General features: G+C 46.2%; 24 protein-coding genes and 1 riboswitch. Of the genes, 15 read left to right on the top strand and 9 right to left on the bottom strand.

All coding sequences use genetic code 11. From position 1 onward, the window contains the following. Window positions 1-84 precede the first annotated feature (84 nt). The 3 genes from PP175_RS15415 to PP175_RS15405 all read left to right on the top strand — a co-directional run bounded on the left by PP175_RS15415 (window position 85) and on the right by PP175_RS15405 (window position 1,539). Window positions 85-456, top strand: a complete 372-nt coding sequence (locus PP175_RS15415) for a hypothetical protein (protein WP_272439214.1) — start codon at window positions 85-87, stop codon at window positions 454-456. A gap of 146 nt (window positions 457-602) precedes the next feature. After that, entirely contained in the window at window positions 603-791 is a 189-nt protein-coding gene (locus PP175_RS15410; RefSeq protein WP_272439213.1) for a sporulation protein Cse60, read from the top strand. A 181-nt stretch (window positions 792-972) separates the two neighbouring features. After that, window positions 973-1,539: a hypothetical protein gene (locus PP175_RS15405; RefSeq protein ID WP_272439212.1), complete on the top strand. Its 567-nt coding sequence runs from the start codon at window positions 973-975 to the stop codon at window positions 1,537-1,539. A gap of 116 nt (window positions 1,540-1,655) precedes the next feature. On the opposite strand, the gene PP175_RS15400 is transcribed toward PP175_RS15405, so the two are convergent. Together PP175_RS15400 and PP175_RS15395 are read right to left on the bottom strand one after the other, a co-directional pair. After that, window positions 1,656-1,949: a hypothetical protein gene (locus tag PP175_RS15400; RefSeq protein WP_272439211.1), complete on the bottom strand. Its 294-nt coding sequence runs from the start codon at window positions 1,947-1,949 to the stop codon at window positions 1,656-1,658. A gap of 223 nt (window positions 1,950-2,172) precedes the next feature. Further along, a complete protein-coding gene (locus PP175_RS15395; protein WP_272439210.1) occupies window positions 2,173-2,751 on the bottom strand; it encodes a beta-class carbonic anhydrase in 579 nt (192 codons plus the stop codon). Between the two features lie 151 nt (window positions 2,752-2,902). Here PP175_RS15395 and PP175_RS15390 point away from each other — a divergent pair, with 151 nt between their 5' ends. From PP175_RS15390 to PP175_RS15375, 4 genes are all read left to right on the top strand, one after another. Next, on the top strand, window positions 2,903-3,241 hold the full coding sequence (locus PP175_RS15390; protein WP_272439209.1) for a hypothetical protein: 339 nt from the start codon (window positions 2,903-2,905) through the stop codon (window positions 3,239-3,241). 172 nt (window positions 3,242-3,413) lie between these two features. Continuing rightward, complete coding sequence (locus tag PP175_RS15385) at window positions 3,414-4,103, top strand: ClpP family protease (protein ID WP_272443288.1); 690 nt, start codon at window positions 3,414-3,416, stop codon at window positions 4,101-4,103. After that, the gene (locus PP175_RS15380) at window positions 4,100-4,333 is read left to right on the top strand and encodes a YlzJ-like family protein (RefSeq protein ID WP_272439208.1); all 234 of its coding nucleotides are present in this window, start codon (window positions 4,100-4,102) and stop codon (window positions 4,331-4,333) included. Before PP175_RS15385 ends, PP175_RS15380 begins: the two co-directional genes overlap by 4 nt. Before the next feature lie 199 nt (window positions 4,334-4,532). Further along, entirely contained in the window at window positions 4,533-5,033 is a 501-nt protein-coding gene (locus PP175_RS15375; RefSeq protein ID WP_272439207.1) for a CarD family transcriptional regulator, read from the top strand. A gap of 90 nt (window positions 5,034-5,123) precedes the next feature. Here PP175_RS15375 and PP175_RS15370 read toward each other — a convergent pair whose 3' ends face one another. Next, window positions 5,124-5,624: a hypothetical protein gene (locus PP175_RS15370; RefSeq protein ID WP_272439206.1), complete on the bottom strand. Its 501-nt coding sequence runs from the start codon at window positions 5,622-5,624 to the stop codon at window positions 5,124-5,126. Between the two features lie 216 nt (window positions 5,625-5,840). Here PP175_RS15370 and PP175_RS15365 point away from each other — a divergent pair, with 216 nt between their 5' ends. Continuing rightward, window positions 5,841-6,266 (top strand): hypothetical protein, encoded by a 426-nt coding sequence (locus PP175_RS15365; RefSeq protein ID WP_272439205.1) that lies wholly within the window; start codon window positions 5,841-5,843, stop codon window positions 6,264-6,266. A 24-nt stretch (window positions 6,267-6,290) separates the two neighbouring features. On the opposite strand, the gene PP175_RS15360 is transcribed toward PP175_RS15365, so the two are convergent. Beyond that, window positions 6,291-6,416, bottom strand: a complete 126-nt coding sequence (locus PP175_RS15360) for a hypothetical protein (protein ID WP_272439204.1) — start codon at window positions 6,414-6,416, stop codon at window positions 6,291-6,293. A gap of 158 nt (window positions 6,417-6,574) precedes the next feature. Between PP175_RS15360 and PP175_RS15355 the strand changes: the two genes are divergently transcribed. The 3 genes from PP175_RS15355 (at window position 6,575) to cbpB (ending at window position 10,158) form a co-directional block, all read left to right on the top strand. Further along, on the top strand, window positions 6,575-9,103 hold the full coding sequence (locus tag PP175_RS15355; protein ID WP_442870383.1) for an FtsK/SpoIIIE family DNA translocase: 2,529 nt from the start codon (window positions 6,575-6,577) through the stop codon (window positions 9,101-9,103). Window positions 9,104-9,223: 120 nt separating this feature from the next. Further along, window positions 9,224-9,727, top strand: a complete 504-nt coding sequence (mscL, locus tag PP175_RS15350) for a large conductance mechanosensitive channel protein MscL (RefSeq protein ID WP_272439203.1) — start codon at window positions 9,224-9,226, stop codon at window positions 9,725-9,727. Then, on the top strand, window positions 9,724-10,158 hold the full coding sequence (cbpB, locus tag PP175_RS15345) for a cyclic-di-AMP-binding protein CbpB (RefSeq protein ID WP_272439202.1): 435 nt from the start codon (window positions 9,724-9,726) through the stop codon (window positions 10,156-10,158). The genes mscL and cbpB overlap by 4 nt, the downstream gene beginning before the upstream one ends. A gap of 27 nt (window positions 10,159-10,185) precedes the next feature. On the opposite strand, the gene PP175_RS15340 is transcribed toward cbpB, so the two are convergent. Next, complete coding sequence (locus tag PP175_RS15340) at window positions 10,186-10,371, bottom strand: hypothetical protein (protein WP_272439201.1); 186 nt, start codon at window positions 10,369-10,371, stop codon at window positions 10,186-10,188. Window positions 10,372-10,615: 244 nt separating this feature from the next. Further along, window positions 10,616-11,206 (bottom strand): ECF transporter S component, encoded by a 591-nt coding sequence (locus tag PP175_RS15335; protein ID WP_272443286.1) that lies wholly within the window; start codon window positions 11,204-11,206, stop codon window positions 10,616-10,618. Window positions 11,207-11,214: 8 nt separating this feature from the next. After that, window positions 11,215-11,357, bottom strand: a riboswitch (FMN riboswitch). A 119-nt stretch (window positions 11,358-11,476) separates the two neighbouring features. Between PP175_RS15335 and PP175_RS15330 the strand changes: the two genes are divergently transcribed. Continuing rightward, window positions 11,477-11,911 carry a hypothetical protein gene (locus PP175_RS15330; RefSeq protein ID WP_272439200.1) on the top strand — a complete coding sequence of 145 codons (435 nt, stop codon included), beginning with the start codon at window positions 11,477-11,479 and terminating at the stop codon, window positions 11,909-11,911. Between the two features lie 51 nt (window positions 11,912-11,962). On the opposite strand, the gene PP175_RS15325 is transcribed toward PP175_RS15330, so the two are convergent. Then, window positions 11,963-12,190, bottom strand: a complete 228-nt coding sequence (locus PP175_RS15325) for a hypothetical protein (RefSeq protein ID WP_272439199.1) — start codon at window positions 12,188-12,190, stop codon at window positions 11,963-11,965. 189 nt (window positions 12,191-12,379) lie between these two features. On the opposite strand from PP175_RS15325, the gene PP175_RS15320 reads away from it, so the two are divergent. The 3 genes from PP175_RS15320 to PP175_RS15310 all read left to right on the top strand — a co-directional run bounded on the left by PP175_RS15320 (window position 12,380) and on the right by PP175_RS15310 (window position 15,945). After that, window positions 12,380-14,023 (top strand): long-chain-fatty-acid--CoA ligase, encoded by a 1,644-nt coding sequence (locus tag PP175_RS15320; RefSeq protein ID WP_272439198.1) that lies wholly within the window; start codon window positions 12,380-12,382, stop codon window positions 14,021-14,023. Between the two features lie 78 nt (window positions 14,024-14,101). Next, entirely contained in the window at window positions 14,102-14,875 is a 774-nt protein-coding gene (locus PP175_RS15315; RefSeq protein ID WP_272443285.1) for an SDR family oxidoreductase, read from the top strand. A 26-nt stretch (window positions 14,876-14,901) separates the two neighbouring features. After that, window positions 14,902-15,945, top strand: a complete 1,044-nt coding sequence (locus PP175_RS15310) for a phosphotransferase family protein (RefSeq protein ID WP_272439197.1) — start codon at window positions 14,902-14,904, stop codon at window positions 15,943-15,945. A 46-nt stretch (window positions 15,946-15,991) separates the two neighbouring features. On the opposite strand, the gene PP175_RS15305 is transcribed toward PP175_RS15310, so the two are convergent. Then, window positions 15,992-16,375 carry a DUF2512 family protein gene (locus PP175_RS15305; RefSeq protein ID WP_272439196.1) on the bottom strand — a complete coding sequence of 128 codons (384 nt, stop codon included), beginning with the start codon at window positions 16,373-16,375 and terminating at the stop codon, window positions 15,992-15,994. Between the two features lie 164 nt (window positions 16,376-16,539). Next, window positions 16,540-17,538, bottom strand: a complete 999-nt coding sequence (locus PP175_RS15300; protein WP_272439195.1) for an LLM class flavin-dependent oxidoreductase — start codon at window positions 17,536-17,538, stop codon at window positions 16,540-16,542. Between the last annotated feature and the right edge of the window lie 165 nt (window positions 17,539-17,703).

The following is a 17,703-nucleotide window of genomic DNA, read 5'->3' as shown; positions in this document are numbered from 1 at the left end:
CACTTGTAAAGCCTCCCGCAACGCCTTGATGTCGGTATAAAATTGCCGCTACAAAAGACAATAAACGTAGAAAGGAGGCAGATCATGGCGGAAAAAAACATATTGGCCTATTATAAAAGCCCTGAAGACGCAGAAAAGGCCGAAAAACAGCTGTCTAAGCTTGGCGTGATTGATATGAACACTGGAAGGTTTTCCCGCTTTCCTCAGGGTGGAATCAATCACCTTACTAACACGGCCACAGGTAATATACCGTCCATTTCCAGGTTAACGCTTGACGCCGACCCTAGTTCCAGGGATGCGGGTATCTTACTCGGTGCAGATATCGGGGCAAGCGGGTTAAGCGACGGAGGACAGGATGACATAACGGGGCGCGATATCTCGCTTACTGTAGTGGTAGACGAATCGAAGCATCACCAGGCATTAAAAATTATCGAACAAACAGGTGGCATCACCTAAGTAGCAAAGCTTTCCGGTTTTACATACGGAAAGCTTTTTTAACGCTTACTGTCTTATTTTATGTTAGAATATTGAGATAAATTGTAGAGTGAGGGAGCATCTAGTGGTATAATGAGATAATTTAAATATTTAGGAGGAGTCTTTTTATGCTTCAAGTCAAAATATTCAATCATACACAGCCTGAGAAACTTGAAAAAGAAATCAATCAATTTTTAAAGCGCCTTCCTGAAGAAGATTTTGTTGATATTAAACTTAGCAGCACAGGTGACCCGGAGAACGTAGAGTCGGGGAATGTATTTGACATGGTACTTCTTGTCTACCGCACAGAAGATTAACCGAGAGTGCATATACAAACCGGGTACTGGATAGTTCACTCTTATCACGCTACCTGTTATACTATAGGTAGATTGGAAGGGTCGAGAGGGACAATCGTCTTAAGTTAAGACCAACAGGGATCTGGTGTGTTGATCTTCGCACTGTTATATTTAGAAGAGGATAAGAAAGAGGGGAAGTTCCTTGGCTGATAGAAAGGATAGTCCGAAGCAAGTGGTTCCAGGCTATTCTGTTTCTCCCGAGATTCAGGAATCGATTCCTCAACCTTTACCGCTGCCAATGGGAAATGAGGGACTAAGCGACACAGTCTTTAACCTCCTTTTTAAAGACTTAATTGCATGTGAAAACATTCGTACATATATGGAGAATATCCAAAATGAGGTTTATGGCCAGGGGCTCACGCACGCCACTTTTGAGAGGAGAATGTGTCAGCTGGCAGACCAATACATCTCGGCGGTCGTTACCAGCGATGATAAGGCTGTAATCATTCGGTATATCACCGCATTCGCCAAGATCGAGAATAACGTAAAAGCCAACTTAAGCGCGCTGGCAGTGGCTGCTGAGCTTACAATTCCTGCAGATCTTCACGACCCAAACGGGTTAAACCCTTCACCGGAAATCATTGAAAAATATAAAGCTGTACAAGAAATGATAAATAAGTGGGCTCACGCTTATGGCGTTCGCCATAGCCTTGAGCCAAGTGTCATACACACCCCTAATCTAGACTTGGGAAAATGGGTCACGTATTAAATGAGATGACCAGGTACATAGGTTAACTGCTGTCTTCGTTGCCAGGGCGATGTGCGTTCATCACGTGTGAACGACAGCGCCTTGCTAACCTATATCCGAAGCAGCAGAGTATGGGCTTATTTACTTTTTACTGGTGAACCGAGCTGGGATGTTGATGCGGGTGGATGGGACACTGGATGCTGGGTGGATTTTTTTAAACGGTCACTCTCAGCATGGCCTGTAACCTGCATGTTTTGCTGCGTCTTCACCACTCCGAAGATAAATACAGCAAATAACACAGCGGATAGCAGCAGTGAAATTCCACCATTCTTCAAACTGCCTTTCCGCCTAATAGTAAAGAGAGACAGCAAGGTAAATCCCACTAAAACTAATGTGCAAAACAGTCCAATTAACGCCACAAAACTCCACATACAAACTCCTCCCACTTATTTGCCTAAGCAGAATGATCTTGAAACATTTTTACTATATAAAAAGTTCCGATGTAACTGAAATCTGCCAAATGGCCTTCTTTTTTGGTTTTATCCTAGTTTTATAGTATCACTTTGTACATGAAGAAAGAATGGGATATTATAAAAAATGATGAAAAAAACGAGCCTGTTGATATGAATCAACAGGCTCGTTTTTTTTGGCTTACTATAAAGCGTTTTGTTCTTTTTGATAACCATTTACTACGAGATCCAGCTTTCCGGTTTCCGGGTGGATAACCAGCCCATGAACAGGGATGTCAGCAGGGAGGAGAGGATGACTTTTTATTTGTTCGACGCTTTTCGCTACGCTTTCCTCTACACAGCTAAAACCTGTCAGCCATTCATCGAGATTGATGCCGGCATGTTTAAGCGTAGAAATTTTATCGTCAGAAATCCCTCTTTCTCCTGCCTCATTGAGGATATCTGCAGAATTTAAGCCTGTCATGCCGCAGTCGTGGTGGCCTACGACAAAAACTTCTTTAGCTCCTAATGAATAGATGGCGACGATTATGCTGCGCATAATACTGCCGAATGGATGGGATACCAAGGCACCTGCATTTTTGATAAGTTTTGCGTCGCCATTGCGAATGTTTAAGGCATGTGGCAGCAATTCAGTCAGCCGGGTATCCATGCAGCCCAGTATAACGATTTTTTTAGCCGGGAATTTCGTAGTCTGGAATGCTTCGTAGCTTTTTTGCTCAACAAACCCTTTGTTGAACTCCAGGATCTCAGAAAGAATGGACATATGTAACACCCCTTTTCAATCTAATTATAAAAGAAATTAAACAGGTATGAAACTTTTTATGGGTTGGGATGCTTATATTCAGTAAAAGTAGTGTATAAACAAAGTACAACCGATTCACCCTGTCGTACCGACAACGGAAGGAGTGAGAAGGGTGAAGAAAAGTATTACGCAAACCATTGTATCTTTTTATGATTCTATTTTAACATATGGCCTTGACAAGAATGATTTGGCCAATGTGAAGGAGATGAGCGAGCCTGAGAAGCTTTACATATGGGAGGCGGGCTGCTGGCAGGATATTATTGCTTTCCCTGCTTTTCTCCTCTTTATTGATCCGGTTGGTTTAAAAATAAGCGAGATTCAGAAGCTCTTTGATTTCTGGACGCTTAACAGGGAAGAAGATATCCTGATTGCTTTCACCCGAAAGCCACAGATTCCAGTTCCGCCGGAGATTAAAGAAAAAGTAATGGACTACTCCTTATACATAAGCTAAGCGGCTGTGCATGGTTTCTTCTCCCCTAACTCATACTATGGTTAGCAATGTTAGAGGAGGAAGGAAATTGGCTAATATATATCAATCAAACGAACCGGAATTTACACCGGAAAAACCATTAAACCCTGTTCAGCCTCAACCGCCGGGCCAGGTTCCACAGGGGGCCCCGGTCATGCCGCGCAATCCGGTAACAGAAGCGATTCAGCAGTTTGGCCAACCAAATGTGCCGGGCATGCCTGAGGGAAACAATGTATACTGCCTGCCCATCATTGGGCAAATTGAGGGCCACCTGCAGCTGCCGCCGCAGAATAAAACCACAAAATACGAACACATTATTCCCCAGCTAGTAGCGGCAGAACAAAATTCTGCCATTGAAGGTGTGCTCATTATTTTAAATACAGTAGGCGGGGATGTAGAAGCGGGGCTCGCCATCGCCGAGATGATAGCCTCTGTGTCTAAACCGACCGTAGCCCTCGTTCTGGGCGGCGGGCATTCTATTGGTGTTCCGATTGCTGTTTCAGCGGATTATACTTTCATTACAGAAACCGCAACCATGACGATTCATCCCGTCAGGTTAACGGGGCTGGTTATTGGCGTAGCAGAAAGCTTCGAGTACCTGGAAAAAATGCAAGATCGGGTGGTCAGATTTGTTACAAGTCACTCTAAAATAAGCGAACCAGACTTTCGTAAGCTAATGCTTAAAGTTGGGGAGTTAACCCGCGACGTGGGGACCAATGTGACCGGTGAAAAAGCCGTGGAATATGGCCTCATCGATGCGGTGGGTGGATTAGGTGATGCTATCCGTGAATTGAACAGGCGCATCGAAGAGAAGCGGCCGGAAGCTCAGCAGGTGATTCAATGATTATTTACTCTGCCATGCCGCTGGAGCTCATCTTCCAGAATGAAGATTCCCATTCGTATGACTGCCAGGAAGTACAGATTAATGGACTCACCATGGTGGTTCAGCCTGTTGGTATCAACGAAGCGAAAATCGTACGTCTGATAAGCCCCAACCCTCAGGATTATTTAAATCCTACATACGCGCCAGGACAGAAAATTTATTTTAGGCCTAAATTGGATGGCGGATATTGAAAACAATTGTAAAACGGTATAGATAACAGCCGTTCCTCTGTGAACGGCTTTTTCTGATGGTACGGGAATATGATATTGCTTGTTTTATATAAGGTTGATAAACAGGTAAATTTAATTATTGAATTATAGAAACCGTTATGTTAATATATTAATTTTTGTTAAATTTATTAACATGTGATATAATGAATAGGTTGGATTATTGGAGGTGGATATATTGTTTCAAATTGGTGACCGTATTTTATATCCAATGCATGGTGCTGGGATAATCGAAGCGATAGAAGAAAAAGAAATCCTGGGGGAAAAACAGGATTATTATGTGATAAAGATGCCGATTGGTGACATGCATATCATGGTTCCGATGGGTAAAGAAGATGACTTAGGCATTCGGCTTACGGTAGATATGGAAACACTGAATAAGGCAATGCTTATCTTTCACCGCGAAGATTCAGATTCAGCGCTTCCTTGGAACCAGAGAAATCGAATAAATATGGATAAAATGAAAACCGGCGATATACAGGATGGTGCTGAAGTCGTTCGTGATTTGTTGGGCAGAAGCAAAATAAAAGTGCTGAATACAAGCGAAAGAAGAATGTTGGATATCGCCAAGAAAATACTAGTAAGCGAAGTTGCGTTAGTCAAAGGATTTAGTGAAATTCAAGCAACGGATTTATTGAATAAAGAAGTTAATCATGCAGGATAGCCGTGGTCTATAGGTGTTAGCCATATCCCAGCCGCAAATCTATATATAGAAGAAAAGCCGCTAACATTTTGTTAACAGCCTATGCGACAGCTATATCCGATTGCGGGAAAACAGGCGCCGAAGGGCCTTGTATCCAAGAAACAGGATAACAATCCAAAAGATCGTGCCGAAAAGAGAAAAACCACCGCCATAGCCATACCCCCCGTACCCCCCGCCAAAAGGGTGTAAAATACTTCCAAGCAGCATACCTGCGCCAAACGTTCCAAGGTGAGACCATAATCCTCCACCTATACCGCCTGCTGCAGGCGCCCGATAAGGCGCACCGGCGGGTGGATTTGTAACGTTGGGAGAGGGTGTGCGGTAACCTGAATGATAGGTGCCGCCGATCGCTCCGGACGGGCTTCCGGGCCTGGCAATGGAACCTCCTCGAAAACGGGCTTCTGTGTGTACATTCGTATTGTTCGCGTTCTGTATCTGTGTCTGCCGTGTATCGATCCTGCCTGCATGATTGCTATAGCTGGAACAAGCCGTTAAAGCTAAAACAGTTGACGCAGCGATTGAGAATAAATAGAAGAATAAATTGTTCTTCATGTGTATCAGCTCCTGAGAAGAATCCTTTGCTACATATGTAGTAATCCCTAAATAGGCTTGTATCATGCTTCCTCTGCACCCATTGAATTTCGGCAAAAATGGAGATTTTTACTGGGATTGTTGAGTGGTGCAGGAATTTGTCGGCAATAATTCATTGATTAAAACCTAATAATATCGGTATGATTTTGATAAAAGCAGTAAATGAGGGATGCGTGGATGCTTAGCGAACTTCGCAACAGGGCAAATCTATATTATGGATACGCCACTGGCACCATCTGGGTGGAAGGAGAGACGGCTTACCTGCAAACTAAGGATGAACAAATTCAACTGGACAGCGACGAAAGCATCGAGATTTACCACAATGGTCAATACGAGTCTTATCCTATTTCCGCTGTTCTTAAACGAAAAACCGGGGACGGCTGGTCGTTGTTTACAGGTATGGAAGCCCGGTATAAGAAGATAGCCGCCGAATTTGGAAGCCGGAAATATTTTTATGAATATCTTAGCCAATTTCAGGCAGGAGAAGAGCGGGATGAAATATACACCGCGTCTATTGCAAGGATTGTAAAGGGCAGCGGAAGCGATCGAATCAAAATCCAGCACCTCCGGAACATCATTGATGCATACGAACAGAGCCGGTGATACCTTGAGGCTTCCGCACATGCTTTACCTTTCCTTTGCTCTTCTTGCTTTCCTTGTTTTCCATGCCCATATCATAAATCCGACCAAGAGCGCCGTGCCAATTACGAAAATAAGAACCTCCACTCCGATGCTGAAAGCAAATCTGTTCATTGAAAAGAACCTCCTCTCACTAAAAATTCCCGATAGGTTTATTGTTTGCATTACGAGGATGAGTCATGCTTTATTTTGTAGAGTACTTATGAATACACAATCCATTCCATGACCGCTCGTATGTTCTGTGTTATAATGATGCCCGGTGGTGATTATCGGTGGCAAATGTTAGAAAAGTTAAAAAGGGAAAACAAAAAGGGAAACCAAATACAAACTTGCGGGATACGCTGCGTTATGAGCTATACGGGCTTGTTATGATCGCGATCTCGCTGCTCGTCCTGCTGACTTTTTCAAATGCAACGTGGTTCGGCCGTTACTTTTCCTGGGTGTTTCGCATTGCTGCAGGATCATGGGATTTTCTGATTCCGCTTTTTGGCGTGGCAATTGGCCTTTATGTTATGGTACAGCGTAAGTGGCCTGCTCTGCTGTCCGCCAGGTGGGTTGGTCTTGGTCTATTGTTGTTCTCCATACTTGTATGGGACCATCGCCTTTTGTTTGAACAGCTTACAGTCAATGGAAAGTTCGCTGCCCGTTCGGTTGTATCTGTTTCCTGGGATTTGCTTTTAAAAGAGAAAATGCAGATCAATGCCGGCAAGCCTTCCACGACAGACGTGGGCGGAGGGATGATCGGGGCAATCGGGTACGGTTTCTTTTCGTATCTTGCCGGAAACGCTGGAGCTATGCTAATAGTGATTTTCATGGTGCTCATAGGCATTATGCTGGCCTTCCAACTTTCTTATGTACGCATGCTCTCTTCGATGCGGGTCGGCCTGTCCAAAATCGGTGCTGGAATAGCGGGAATGTCCCAGGACGCACTCGCCCTTCTGAGCGAGAAACGGGAAGAACGGCTGCGGGCGCGTGAAGAACAGAGTCAACAGGAAGCAGAAGCGGATACCGAATCAGATGCTCCATCGGCTGCGCTAGACTCTGCAAATGATACAAACAGTGAAAAGGCCGGATTTCTGAAACGTTTCGCGAAAAACGGCAAAAGAGAGAAAGTTGAGAAACCTATACATAGCGAAGAAAAGATACAGGCAAGCCAACAAGACATGTATCACCCGCATGATGAGGCAGGCCATGGCACAGAACTTATTATTGATGACTTTACAGATAATGATCCGGCGATAGAGGAACATACGGAGGAACCGTTGCCCATGCAAATGACAAGCGATGGCCCGCGCATTAAGGTCACGCTGCAGGAACGCAAGCATACGGAATTGAAGGAACCGCCAGCACCGGTTCCGGAAGTATCACTGCAATTTGAGGAACAGGAAGAGTCCAATTATTTGCTGCCGAGATTAGCGCTTCTGGACCGTCCAAAAATGAATAAACAAAATGCCTCGAACAGAAGCGCACAAAATAACGCGCATAAACTAGAGGCAACGCTGGAAAGTTTCGGTGTACAGGCCCGGGTGCTTCGCGTACAGCGCGGTCCAACTGTAACCCGTTATGAAGTGCAACCGGCCGTAGGAGTTAAGGTAAGCAAAATTGTCAATTTGACAGATGATATAGCGCTGGCACTGGCAGCACGCGGTATCAGGATTGAAGCTCCAATTCCCGGTAAATCCGCCATAGGGATTGAGGTGCCAAACGATGAAATTTCCCTGGTAACGCTTCGTGAGGTATTGGAGAGCGAAGAATATCAGCACGACGATAACCGCCTGAGCATTGCGCTGGGCCGTGACATCTCCGGCCAGCCCATTATCGGCAACCTGGCTAAAATGCCTCACCTTCTGGTTGCAGGTGCGACCGGAAGCGGAAAATCTGTTTGTATAAACGGCATCATCATGAGCATTTTGTTCAAGGCGAAGCCAAGTGAAGTTAAATTAATGATGATTGACCCCAAAATGGTAGAGTTGAATGTGTACAATGGTATTCCACACTTGTTATCGCCAGTGGTGACTGATCCTCGCCGGGCTTCTATCGCTTTGAAAAAAGTGCTGCAGGAGATGGAGCGTCGCTACGAATTGTTTGCCAAATCGGGAACAAGAGACCTGGAACGCTATAACCATATCATGGCCTTGCAGGGGCAGCCTGCTCTGCCTTTGATTGTAGTCATTGTGGACGAGCTTGCCGATCTCATGATGGTAGCCCCGGGTGATGTGGAAGATGCGATTTGCCGCCTGGCCCAGATGGCCCGTGCGGCCGGCATCCATTTAATTATTGCCACGCAGAGGCCGTCGGTAGACGTCATTACCGGCGTCATTAAGGCCAATATCCCTTCACGAATAGCGTTTGGCGTTTCTTCTATGGCAGATTCGCGCACCATTCTGGATATGGGCGGCGCTGAAAAATTATTAGGCCGGGGCGATATGTTATACCTTCCAGTTGGCGCTTCCAAACCAACGCGCGTGCAGGGTGCGTTCATTAGTGATCAGGAAGTAGAAAACATCGTTTCCTATGTAAAAAGCCAGCTCGAAGCGCGATATCATCCGGAAATGATACCGGACGAAGAGGCTGCAGCCGAACCGGATCACCCGGACGACGAATTGTATGACCAGGCTGTGCAGCTCGTTCGTGAGGCACAGACTGCTTCTGTTTCCCTTGTTCAGCGGAGGCTGCGGGTAGGTTACACGCGAGCCGCCCGGCTGATCGATATGATGGAAGCAAGAGGCATCGTTGGCCCTTATGAGGGAAGCAAACCTCGCGAAGTTTTAAGTCCGCGCACGGATACCCATATTTCATAATACAGTTTTACACAGAGGAAGCCGCTACCCCCGGCTTCCTTTTATGCATTCAGGAAGTGTCCGGGGGGGTAAGAATAGATAAAAGATAATGGGACCCTAAGGGAGGTGGCCAAGGGCCATATGAGAGTTGTAAGTGATTTTAAAAAATTTATTAGCAAAGGCAATATTATTGAGCTTGCAGTCGGGGTTGCAATGGGTACGGCATTTAATGCGATTGTTAATTCGCTTGTTAAAGACATTATCATGCCCCCGATAGGAAAGTTGTTAAACGGGGCTGATTTTTCCAGCCTGTATATTAACCTTTCCAGGCATGCTTACCCTTCGCTTGCCGCAGCACAAAGTGCTGGCGCCCCCACGATTAATTACGGGTTGTTTCTCAACAACGTGTTGCATTTTCTAATTATTGCGATTACACTATTTGTTGTCGTTCGAACGTACTCGCGTATAATAAAACTGAGAGCATTAAAAGAAGGGATAAAGGAACCTGCTGACAAAGAATGCCCGTACTGCCTGTCGCAAGTGCCGTATCTGGCTGTACGTTGTCAGTCTTGTACCTCATTCTTTGAACTAGCGGAACAGAAGAAATATGAATCTTTTCATGAAGGGGAAAGTGATCGATTATGACGAAACTGGAGAAGGAAGAGATTCTGGATCATGAAATTAGTGAGTTAATCATCCCATCCCAAAAAGTCGCGATCGTGCAGGAGGGCAACACGCTGGAGCATGCTCTGCTTGTCCTTATTAAATCTGGCTACTCAGCGATTCCCGTTTTGGACCGGGATTACAAACTTAAGGGACTAGTGAGCACGACACTGATTCTGGACAGCATCCTTGGCCTCGAGAAAATAGAATACGATAATTTATCCGCACACAAAGTGGAAGAAGTGATGGATACGAAGGTCGCCCGCATTATGGAGAATGGCATCTTTTTTAAAGCCCTAGAGCTCTCCATCAACCATCCTTTTCTTTGCGTCGTTAACGAAGAGGGAGTTTTTACAGGAATTTTGACACGCAAATCCATTTTGGCTATTATTCACAGGCATCTAAAACATTGACACAAAAAAACAGGGCGTGTGCCCTGTTTAATTCGTCACATAGCATAATTTAACGGATAACTGGCCGTTTTGTAAGCCGAGGTACTCAAGCTTGTTAAAAATAGCCTGCGGATAATGTCTGCCAATATTTTTCATGGTATTCACCATCTCATCAGCATTGCTTACTACAATTTCTACCTTCTTTGCATCTTCATTTAACATCGTGTTGTTCAATGTAATAAGTCACCTCCAGCACGTATTTATTACATGGATTCGTACAAGCCGTTCGTTTTATGGGGGTCTGTGGAAGTGAATCAGGATGTAAGACCGAAGACGATGGTTCTTATTACCACCTTTCGCCCGCAGTTAAACACCCAAATAAAGGCTGCCATCCGAGGATAGCAGCCGTGTTGTTTTTAAAAATGAATTCCAGCTCATAAAACAGGGCTGTGGCTGGAATTGACATAAACCTGAAAATCTAAGATTGAACAGTCGGCTTAAGCCGATTATAAATGGGATAAGCTATGAACGCCTCCACAATTCCCTTAATAATATTAAACGGCAAAACCGCATATAGTACAAGCGTCCAAAGACTGTTGATGCTTGCATTTGCTGTGTGAGACCAGCTTATAATATCTCCGACAGATTGTCCCATTACATAGGCGAAAGCCGGAATAAAGATGTAATAGTTGGCAACCATCATCACAACAGCCATCGCAATGGTGCCGAACGTAAGCCCGACCCAATAACCGGCTTTTTTACCTGCAGATTTGCGGATAAAGTAAGCGGAGCAAATCACAAAAGTGCTCCCGGCAATCAAGTTGGACAGCTCGCCCACACCCATGCCGCCGCGATTCGTAATGAGGAAATGCAACAGATTCTTAATGAGTTCTACGGCTACGCCTGCAGCCGGTCCGAACATAATGGCTCCAATAAGAGCCGGAATTTCACTGACACCAATTTGCAGAAAAGGCGGAATCATGGGCAGCGGAAATTCAACAAACATGAGTAAAAAACCAATTGTAGACAGCAGCGAAATAAAGGCTGTCTTTCTGACGTTGCCTTGCATCACTTACATTCTCCCTTCTCCCATCCAGACTATACTGTCGGTCCCGGACTTGCACCAGGTCCACCGCTTGCTTTTGCTCGCGGGTCACGGACTGAGGATCCAATGATCCATCACCGCCGGTAGGGAATTTCACCCTGCCCCGAAGGATTCAATATGAAATTTGTTTCACAATCCTATTAGAAATATGCCATGAAAAATAAAGTACGTCAATATATTATGAGGAAATAGTATATAATCAGTAGGAAAGCCATCTTGCAAGGAGTGAACCTGTTGCAGTTTTTTATACATAAACAGTGGTGGTTTGGCTTTGCCATTATACTTTTTATCATAATACTTCTTTTTTTTCGCCGTTATATAAAGAAGCTGCTAAAATTCTATCATCGTGATTTGCCGGGGATGCATATCCTGCCCGAAAACGTAATGCGGGCAGTGATATTCGGGGAACAGGCTGCAGAAACGCAGGCGGGCCAGCTGGTGCTGTGGTTAAACCAGTGTAAGCTTGTTGAGAAACTGCCTGTTCATGCGGTTTCTGGCGGCCCCGTGGCAGCGGAAATTTATCTTAAAGATGGGGAGGAAATTTCCCTCCGGCCATATAGAAACGATATCGTGATTGTGCGTGTCAGAAGCGTTTCATTCGAGCCTGAAGCTTATTGGGCGAAGCACGGGGAATTAAGGCGGCTAGTAGACCGGTTTCAAACGGAGTAGACCTTACACGAAAAACCGGGAAAGGCGCCTGTTTGCCCATCCTGGTTTTTTTTACTTATTCTTATCCTCCTTCGACTGCCTAGCTTCTATAGCTTCCTGCCGCACAACCATCAGATGCTTATTCTTCTCAAAATCGGTTTCATCTTCTCCATAGAAAGGAACCTGGTTGATACGCGGCTGCTGAGTGTTCCCACTTCCTTCACGATTTGGCTGCATGCCGCGCCCCTTCGTTTTATTCTCTTTTTCGTGATTCATGTTGTTGCTTTCTTCCTGTGACATTTTTATACCAGCCTCCTTTCCTGTGTGTTACCACTCAACTATGGCTGCTAACCTTCATTTCACCGAACACGGGAAAAGCACCCATGCACATTCCAATTTCAGAAAAGTTATAATATAATGAATGTGACGAGTTTGTCACTTTTAAATAAAGTATCGTATCAACCAATTATAATGCAAAGGAGATACCGTATGAGGCCAGTGAAACCATGGTTATCCCTGTATCCAGACAATATTGGTGAGTTTACAGATGTAGACGACGCATCGCTTCCCGAGATGCTCGAACAAGCAGTTGGCAAATATGGCGATAAAAAAGCGTTAACCTTCTACTGGAAAAGCTGGTCCTATAGGGAACTGGCGGGGGCTGCCGAGCTTCTGGCAGCTTCGCTGCATGCAGCAGGTTTCCAGAAGGGTGACAGAGTCGCACTTATGCTGCCCAATTCTCCCCACTACATCTTTTCATTCTTTGCTGCATTGCGGCTGGGGGGCATTGTGACGCAAGTAAATCCGATGTATGTGGAGCGGGAAATCGAACATATCTTAACGGATTCCGGTGCCCGGTATATGGTTGTGCTTGACATGATGTACGGGCGGGTCAAACAAGTTCAGCCTAAGACCCCGCTTGAGAAAGTCATCGTTGTCCAATTAACCGGACAGGGAATCCCGCTGCAGGATGGAGATATAGATTTCGAAGAATTTATGCGAGCGCATACAGCACCTGCTCCTCAGGTACCCATTGAGCCGCATGAGGATGTCGCTGTTCTCCAGTATACAGGTGGGACAACAGGTGTTTCCAAAGGGGTAATGCTGACCCACCGAAATATCATGGCAAATCTTAAGCAGAATTACGACTTTATATTTAGTCGGGGGGATTTTCCCGAGCATGCAAAAGCGATTAACGTGCTGCCTATGTTTCATATTTATGGTCTTACGTGTTTAACACTGCTGTGCATTTACGCAGGCAATCAACAAATTATCCTCCCCCGTTTTGACGCCCGGGAAGCGCTGGAGACCATTAAGAGCGAGCAGCCGCATATGTTCTCTGCTGTTCCAACCATGTTTATTGCCATGAACAGCCAGCCGGATCTGGAGGATTTTGGACTTGAGAACGTTAAGTATTTTAACAGCGGCGGTGCTGCTATGCCGGTGGAAGCTCTGCATATGTTTGAAAAACGGACAGGAAACAGAGCCCACCTCTATGAAGGATACGGGCTGTCAGAAGCGTCCCCCGTTACCCATATGAATCCGCCTTTCCACGAGCGCAGACCAGGCAGTATTGGGATTCCTCTGCCATCCACCGATGCAAAGGTTGTATGGGTAACGGATAAGGGTTTTGAAGAGGCCCCGATAGGAGAAGCAGGCGAACTGATCATAAAAGGCCCGCAGGTGATGAAGGGCTACTGGGGATTGCCTGAGGAGACGGCCGCCGTTTTAAAGGACGGGTGGCTTTTCACGGGAGATATCGCCCGAATGGAAGCAGATGGTTACTTTTATATTGTAGACCGCAAAAAGGATATGATTATCGCAAGCGGTTACAACGTATATCCGCGGGAGATAGAAGAGGTGCTGTACCAGCATCCAGATATACAGGAAGCTATGGTTCTTGGCGTGCCGGATGAATACCGCGGCGAAACCGTAAAAGCCTTTTTACGGAGGCGCGAAGGTGGTGAGATAACGGCAGAAGAAATTATTGCCTACTGCAAGGCCCAGCTGGCACCGTATAAGGTACCAAAACAGATTGAGTTTCGGGATGAACTGCCTAAGTCGGCTGTCGGTAAATTGCTAAAGCGCACGCTTCGTGACCAAGAAATACAGAAGTTAAAGAAGACGCCTTAACGGCAGGTTATGAATGCGCAAGCAAATGGCCTGTTGGAAAAAAGCAGAATATCAAAAGATTGGGGAGAGCCAGGTATGATGCATATAAACCAGCTATTTGATTTAAAAGGGAAAACAGCCATCGTTACAGGAGGGGGCAGAGGGCTTGGTGAGCAAATCGCCTCCGCCTTATCAGAAGCGGGCGCAAACGTTGTGGTTTGTTCAAGAAAAATTGACGCTTGTGTGGAAGTTAGTGAACGGTTGAAAGAAAACGGTGTGCGAACGATGGCGCTATCACTGGATGTATCCAACCCGGATGATATACAGCGGGTAGTGGACACCACCATGAATGAATTCGGCCGAATTGACATTCTGTTTAACAACAGCGGTACTTCTTGGGGAACGCCTTCCTTTGAAATGCCGCTTGATAAATGGAACATGGTAATGAATGTTAACGCCACAGGGACCTTTCTGATGTGCCAGGCGGTCGGGCGCATTATGAAAGAACAGGGCGGGGGTAAAATTATCAATATCGCTTCAGTAGCCGGACTTGGCGGTGTGGATGAACGTGTGATGGATGCGGTGGGCTATCATGCCAGCAAAGGCGCGGTAATCGCCCTTACCAAAGATCTCGCGGTAAAGTGGGCGAAACACAATATCCATGTAAACGCCATTGCTCCGGGGTTTTTCCCGACAAAGATGACCAAGGGCGTACTGGCAATGGGCCAAAATCATATCCTGGACCAAATCCCAATCGGCCGATACGGTTCCGATTCCGAATTGAAAGGGGCAGCGCTTTTCCTTGCTTCTCCTGCTTCAAATTTCGTAGTCGGCCATGTGCTGGTGGTAGATGGCGGAACAAACGCCATGTAAAGGCCTTATAATTAGGGGAGGATTTTATGAAGGATACCATCGCTGTTCGAACAGGTGAAGAACTGGATGCAACAAGCGTAGAGTTTTTTGTCAAGCAGCATATACCGGAGGCCGGGAATGGCCAGCTGGAAATCGAACAATTTTCCGCGGGAAAATCAAATTTGACTTATCTCTTGCGATGCGGCAACTGGGAAGGAGTGCTGCGCCGCCCGCCGTTCGGGCCGGTTGCCCCTAAAGCTCATGATATGGAGCGGGAATGCCGCATTTTACAGAAAATCCACCCTGTATTTCCGCTTGCACCGCGGCCGTATATCTTTACTGACGATGCCTCGATAATTGGCGCACCCTTTTACATTATGGAGCGGAGGAAAGGGATCGTGCTCGACAGCAGTTTCCCCCCAGGTTTTGACAACTTGGTGGATACGCTGCGGGACATTTCCTATGCGGTAGTCGATACGCTGGTCGATTTGCATGCCATCAATTATAAAGAAGCCGGCCTTGAAGATATAGGGCGGCCGGATGGTTTTATGCAAAGGCAGGTTCAGGGCTGGATACAACGGTATGAAAAGGCGAAAACAGAGGATGTACCGCAGGTTGAGACCCTGCAAAAATGGTTAATGCAAAGATTGCCACAATCGCAGGGCACAACGATTGTCCACAATGATTTTAAACTTAATAACATGATGCTTGCCGAAGAAGACCCGGTAAAAGTAGCCGGCGTTTTCGATTGGGAAATGTCAACCATCGGGGACCCGCTGCTTGACGTTGGAGTAGCCTTAAGCTACTGGTCTGGCAAGGAAGACCCGCCCGCGCTGCGAAATGGTTTTAAATCCGTAACAGAGTACCCTGGTTTCATAACAAAGGGCGAGTTCATCGAGCGTTATGCGGAAAAAAGCGGGCGCGATTTGTCAGAAATTAGGTATTACCAAATTTTTGCTTATTTTAAACTGGCTGTAATCTGCCAGCAAATTTACTATCGATGGAAAAAAGGCCAGACGCAGGATGAGCGATTCGCCCCGCTTGGGCAGGTTGCAGTAAGCTTAATCCGGCACGCAGTCTCGCTTATTTAAGGGCTATGCCTCTACTGCCTGCCCAAGAGGGCTTGTCGCAGCTGGCTTAATCGTACAGCTTATCTAGCTTGCCTTTTACTGTGGACTTCTTATTGAATATTTTATTTTGTACGTATACATGGTACACAAATTCTTCTACAGTGAGGAAGAGGGCAAGTAGAACATAAACAAAAATATGGACATTTACGCCATAAGCAAGCATACCAAGCCATATTCCTAGGGCGATAATAACAAAATCGGCGGCAGTTGCGCTATTAATGCCAAGCGTGGGAAGGAGAATAAGATCCCCGAGTATATAAGAAATGAGCGAAAGGACAAGGCTTAGTTCAAAAACGATGGAAAATGGCTGGTCGTAAACAAGCCCGATAAAAATGTAAATATCGAATAGAAACCGGAGAAATTTTATAATAAAGGCTTTTATGTGTTTCATCTGTACACTCCTTTCACAGTCGATTCTATATGAGAAGTATTGCCATCTTCCATCCGCGGCATGTTTTCCAATTTTCTCCCCTACGCGGTTAGGTTACCTGTTCGGGTTCAGAGACAGGTGAAGCTCTTGTCTGCCATCCGCAGGTGGAGAAGATTTATCCCAGGCTACTTTAGAATCGCTTCCGCCAGGAGTTCATAAGAGCGCTGCCTTGCCTCATAGCTGGGGGTGATCGTTACAATCATAAATTCTTCCGTCTGATATCGTTCTTCCAACACTAAAAGCTTTTCTCTTACCTGCCGGGGATTGCCGATGATCATACGTTCTCTTCTTTGGCGGACCATCGTCTTCTCAGCCGCGGTAAAAGGGTAATTTGCAGCTTCCTCTATTGTAGGGATTGTGCCCCTCCCCTGGCCGGCATCCATCCGAATCGACCAGACATCCTGGCTCACCGCCAGCTGTTCCGCTTGCTCGGATGTCTGCGCGCAGATGACTGACACGGCAATCAGCGATTTAGGGCTGCGCAGGGCGGATGAGGGTGTAAAAGATTGCCGATATTGCTTTATTATTTCAGGTCCGTCGCCATCACTCATAAAATGTCCAAAAGCAAACGCAGCGCCTAATTCTGAAGCGTACCCGGCACTTTTACTGCTCGTGCCAAGCATCCACAGCTCGGGTTGAACCGGTGGAATAGGGTAAGCCGCTGGCGACTCGCCTGCGTGGTCTACAGCCGCAGTATGGAGTAGAAAGTCCTGCAGCTCTTTAACCAATTCAGGCATACGGAAAACGTTCTGCAGATAATTCTCCCGCAGCGCAAGCGATGTGTGTGCGGAACCGCCTGGTGCGCGGCCTATGCCCAAATCAATCCTCCCTGGATAGAGCGTGGCAAGCAGATTGAAATTCTCAGCCACTTTAAGAGGACTATAGTAGGGAAGAAGGACGGCGCCGGCACCAATCCGGATGCTGGTGGTGCGTGCACCGAGGTGGGCAAGCAAAACTTCAGGGGATGAACCGGCCAGCGCATCCAGTTGATGGTGTTCGGACACCCAGAAGCGAGAATAGCCCAGCTCTTCCACGCTTTGCACAAGCTTGGCCGTTTCTTCGAGTGCTTGTCCCGGTGTGAAACCCGTGAGAACGGGAGACTGGTCTAATACACTTAACTTCATACATGCATTCTCCTTCCCTTTTTGCTAATTAGCATATTATCAGGCGCACGCCTGTAGTGCAATGAAGCTGGGTCAATGTTGCAGGAACAATCCTGCCAATAATCACATATCGTATAACTGGATAAGGCGCACCCTGCTTTAGCAAGACGTACGCCTTACATGGAT

Origin of the sequence: Aneurinibacillus sp. Ricciae_BoGa-3, from assembly GCF_028421645.1 — a bacterium.
GTDB lineage: Bacteria > Bacillota > Bacilli > Aneurinibacillales > Aneurinibacillaceae > Aneurinibacillus_B.
The sequence above is the reverse complement of the archived record's forward strand: the minus strand, read 5'-3'. Positions and strand labels throughout refer to the sequence as shown.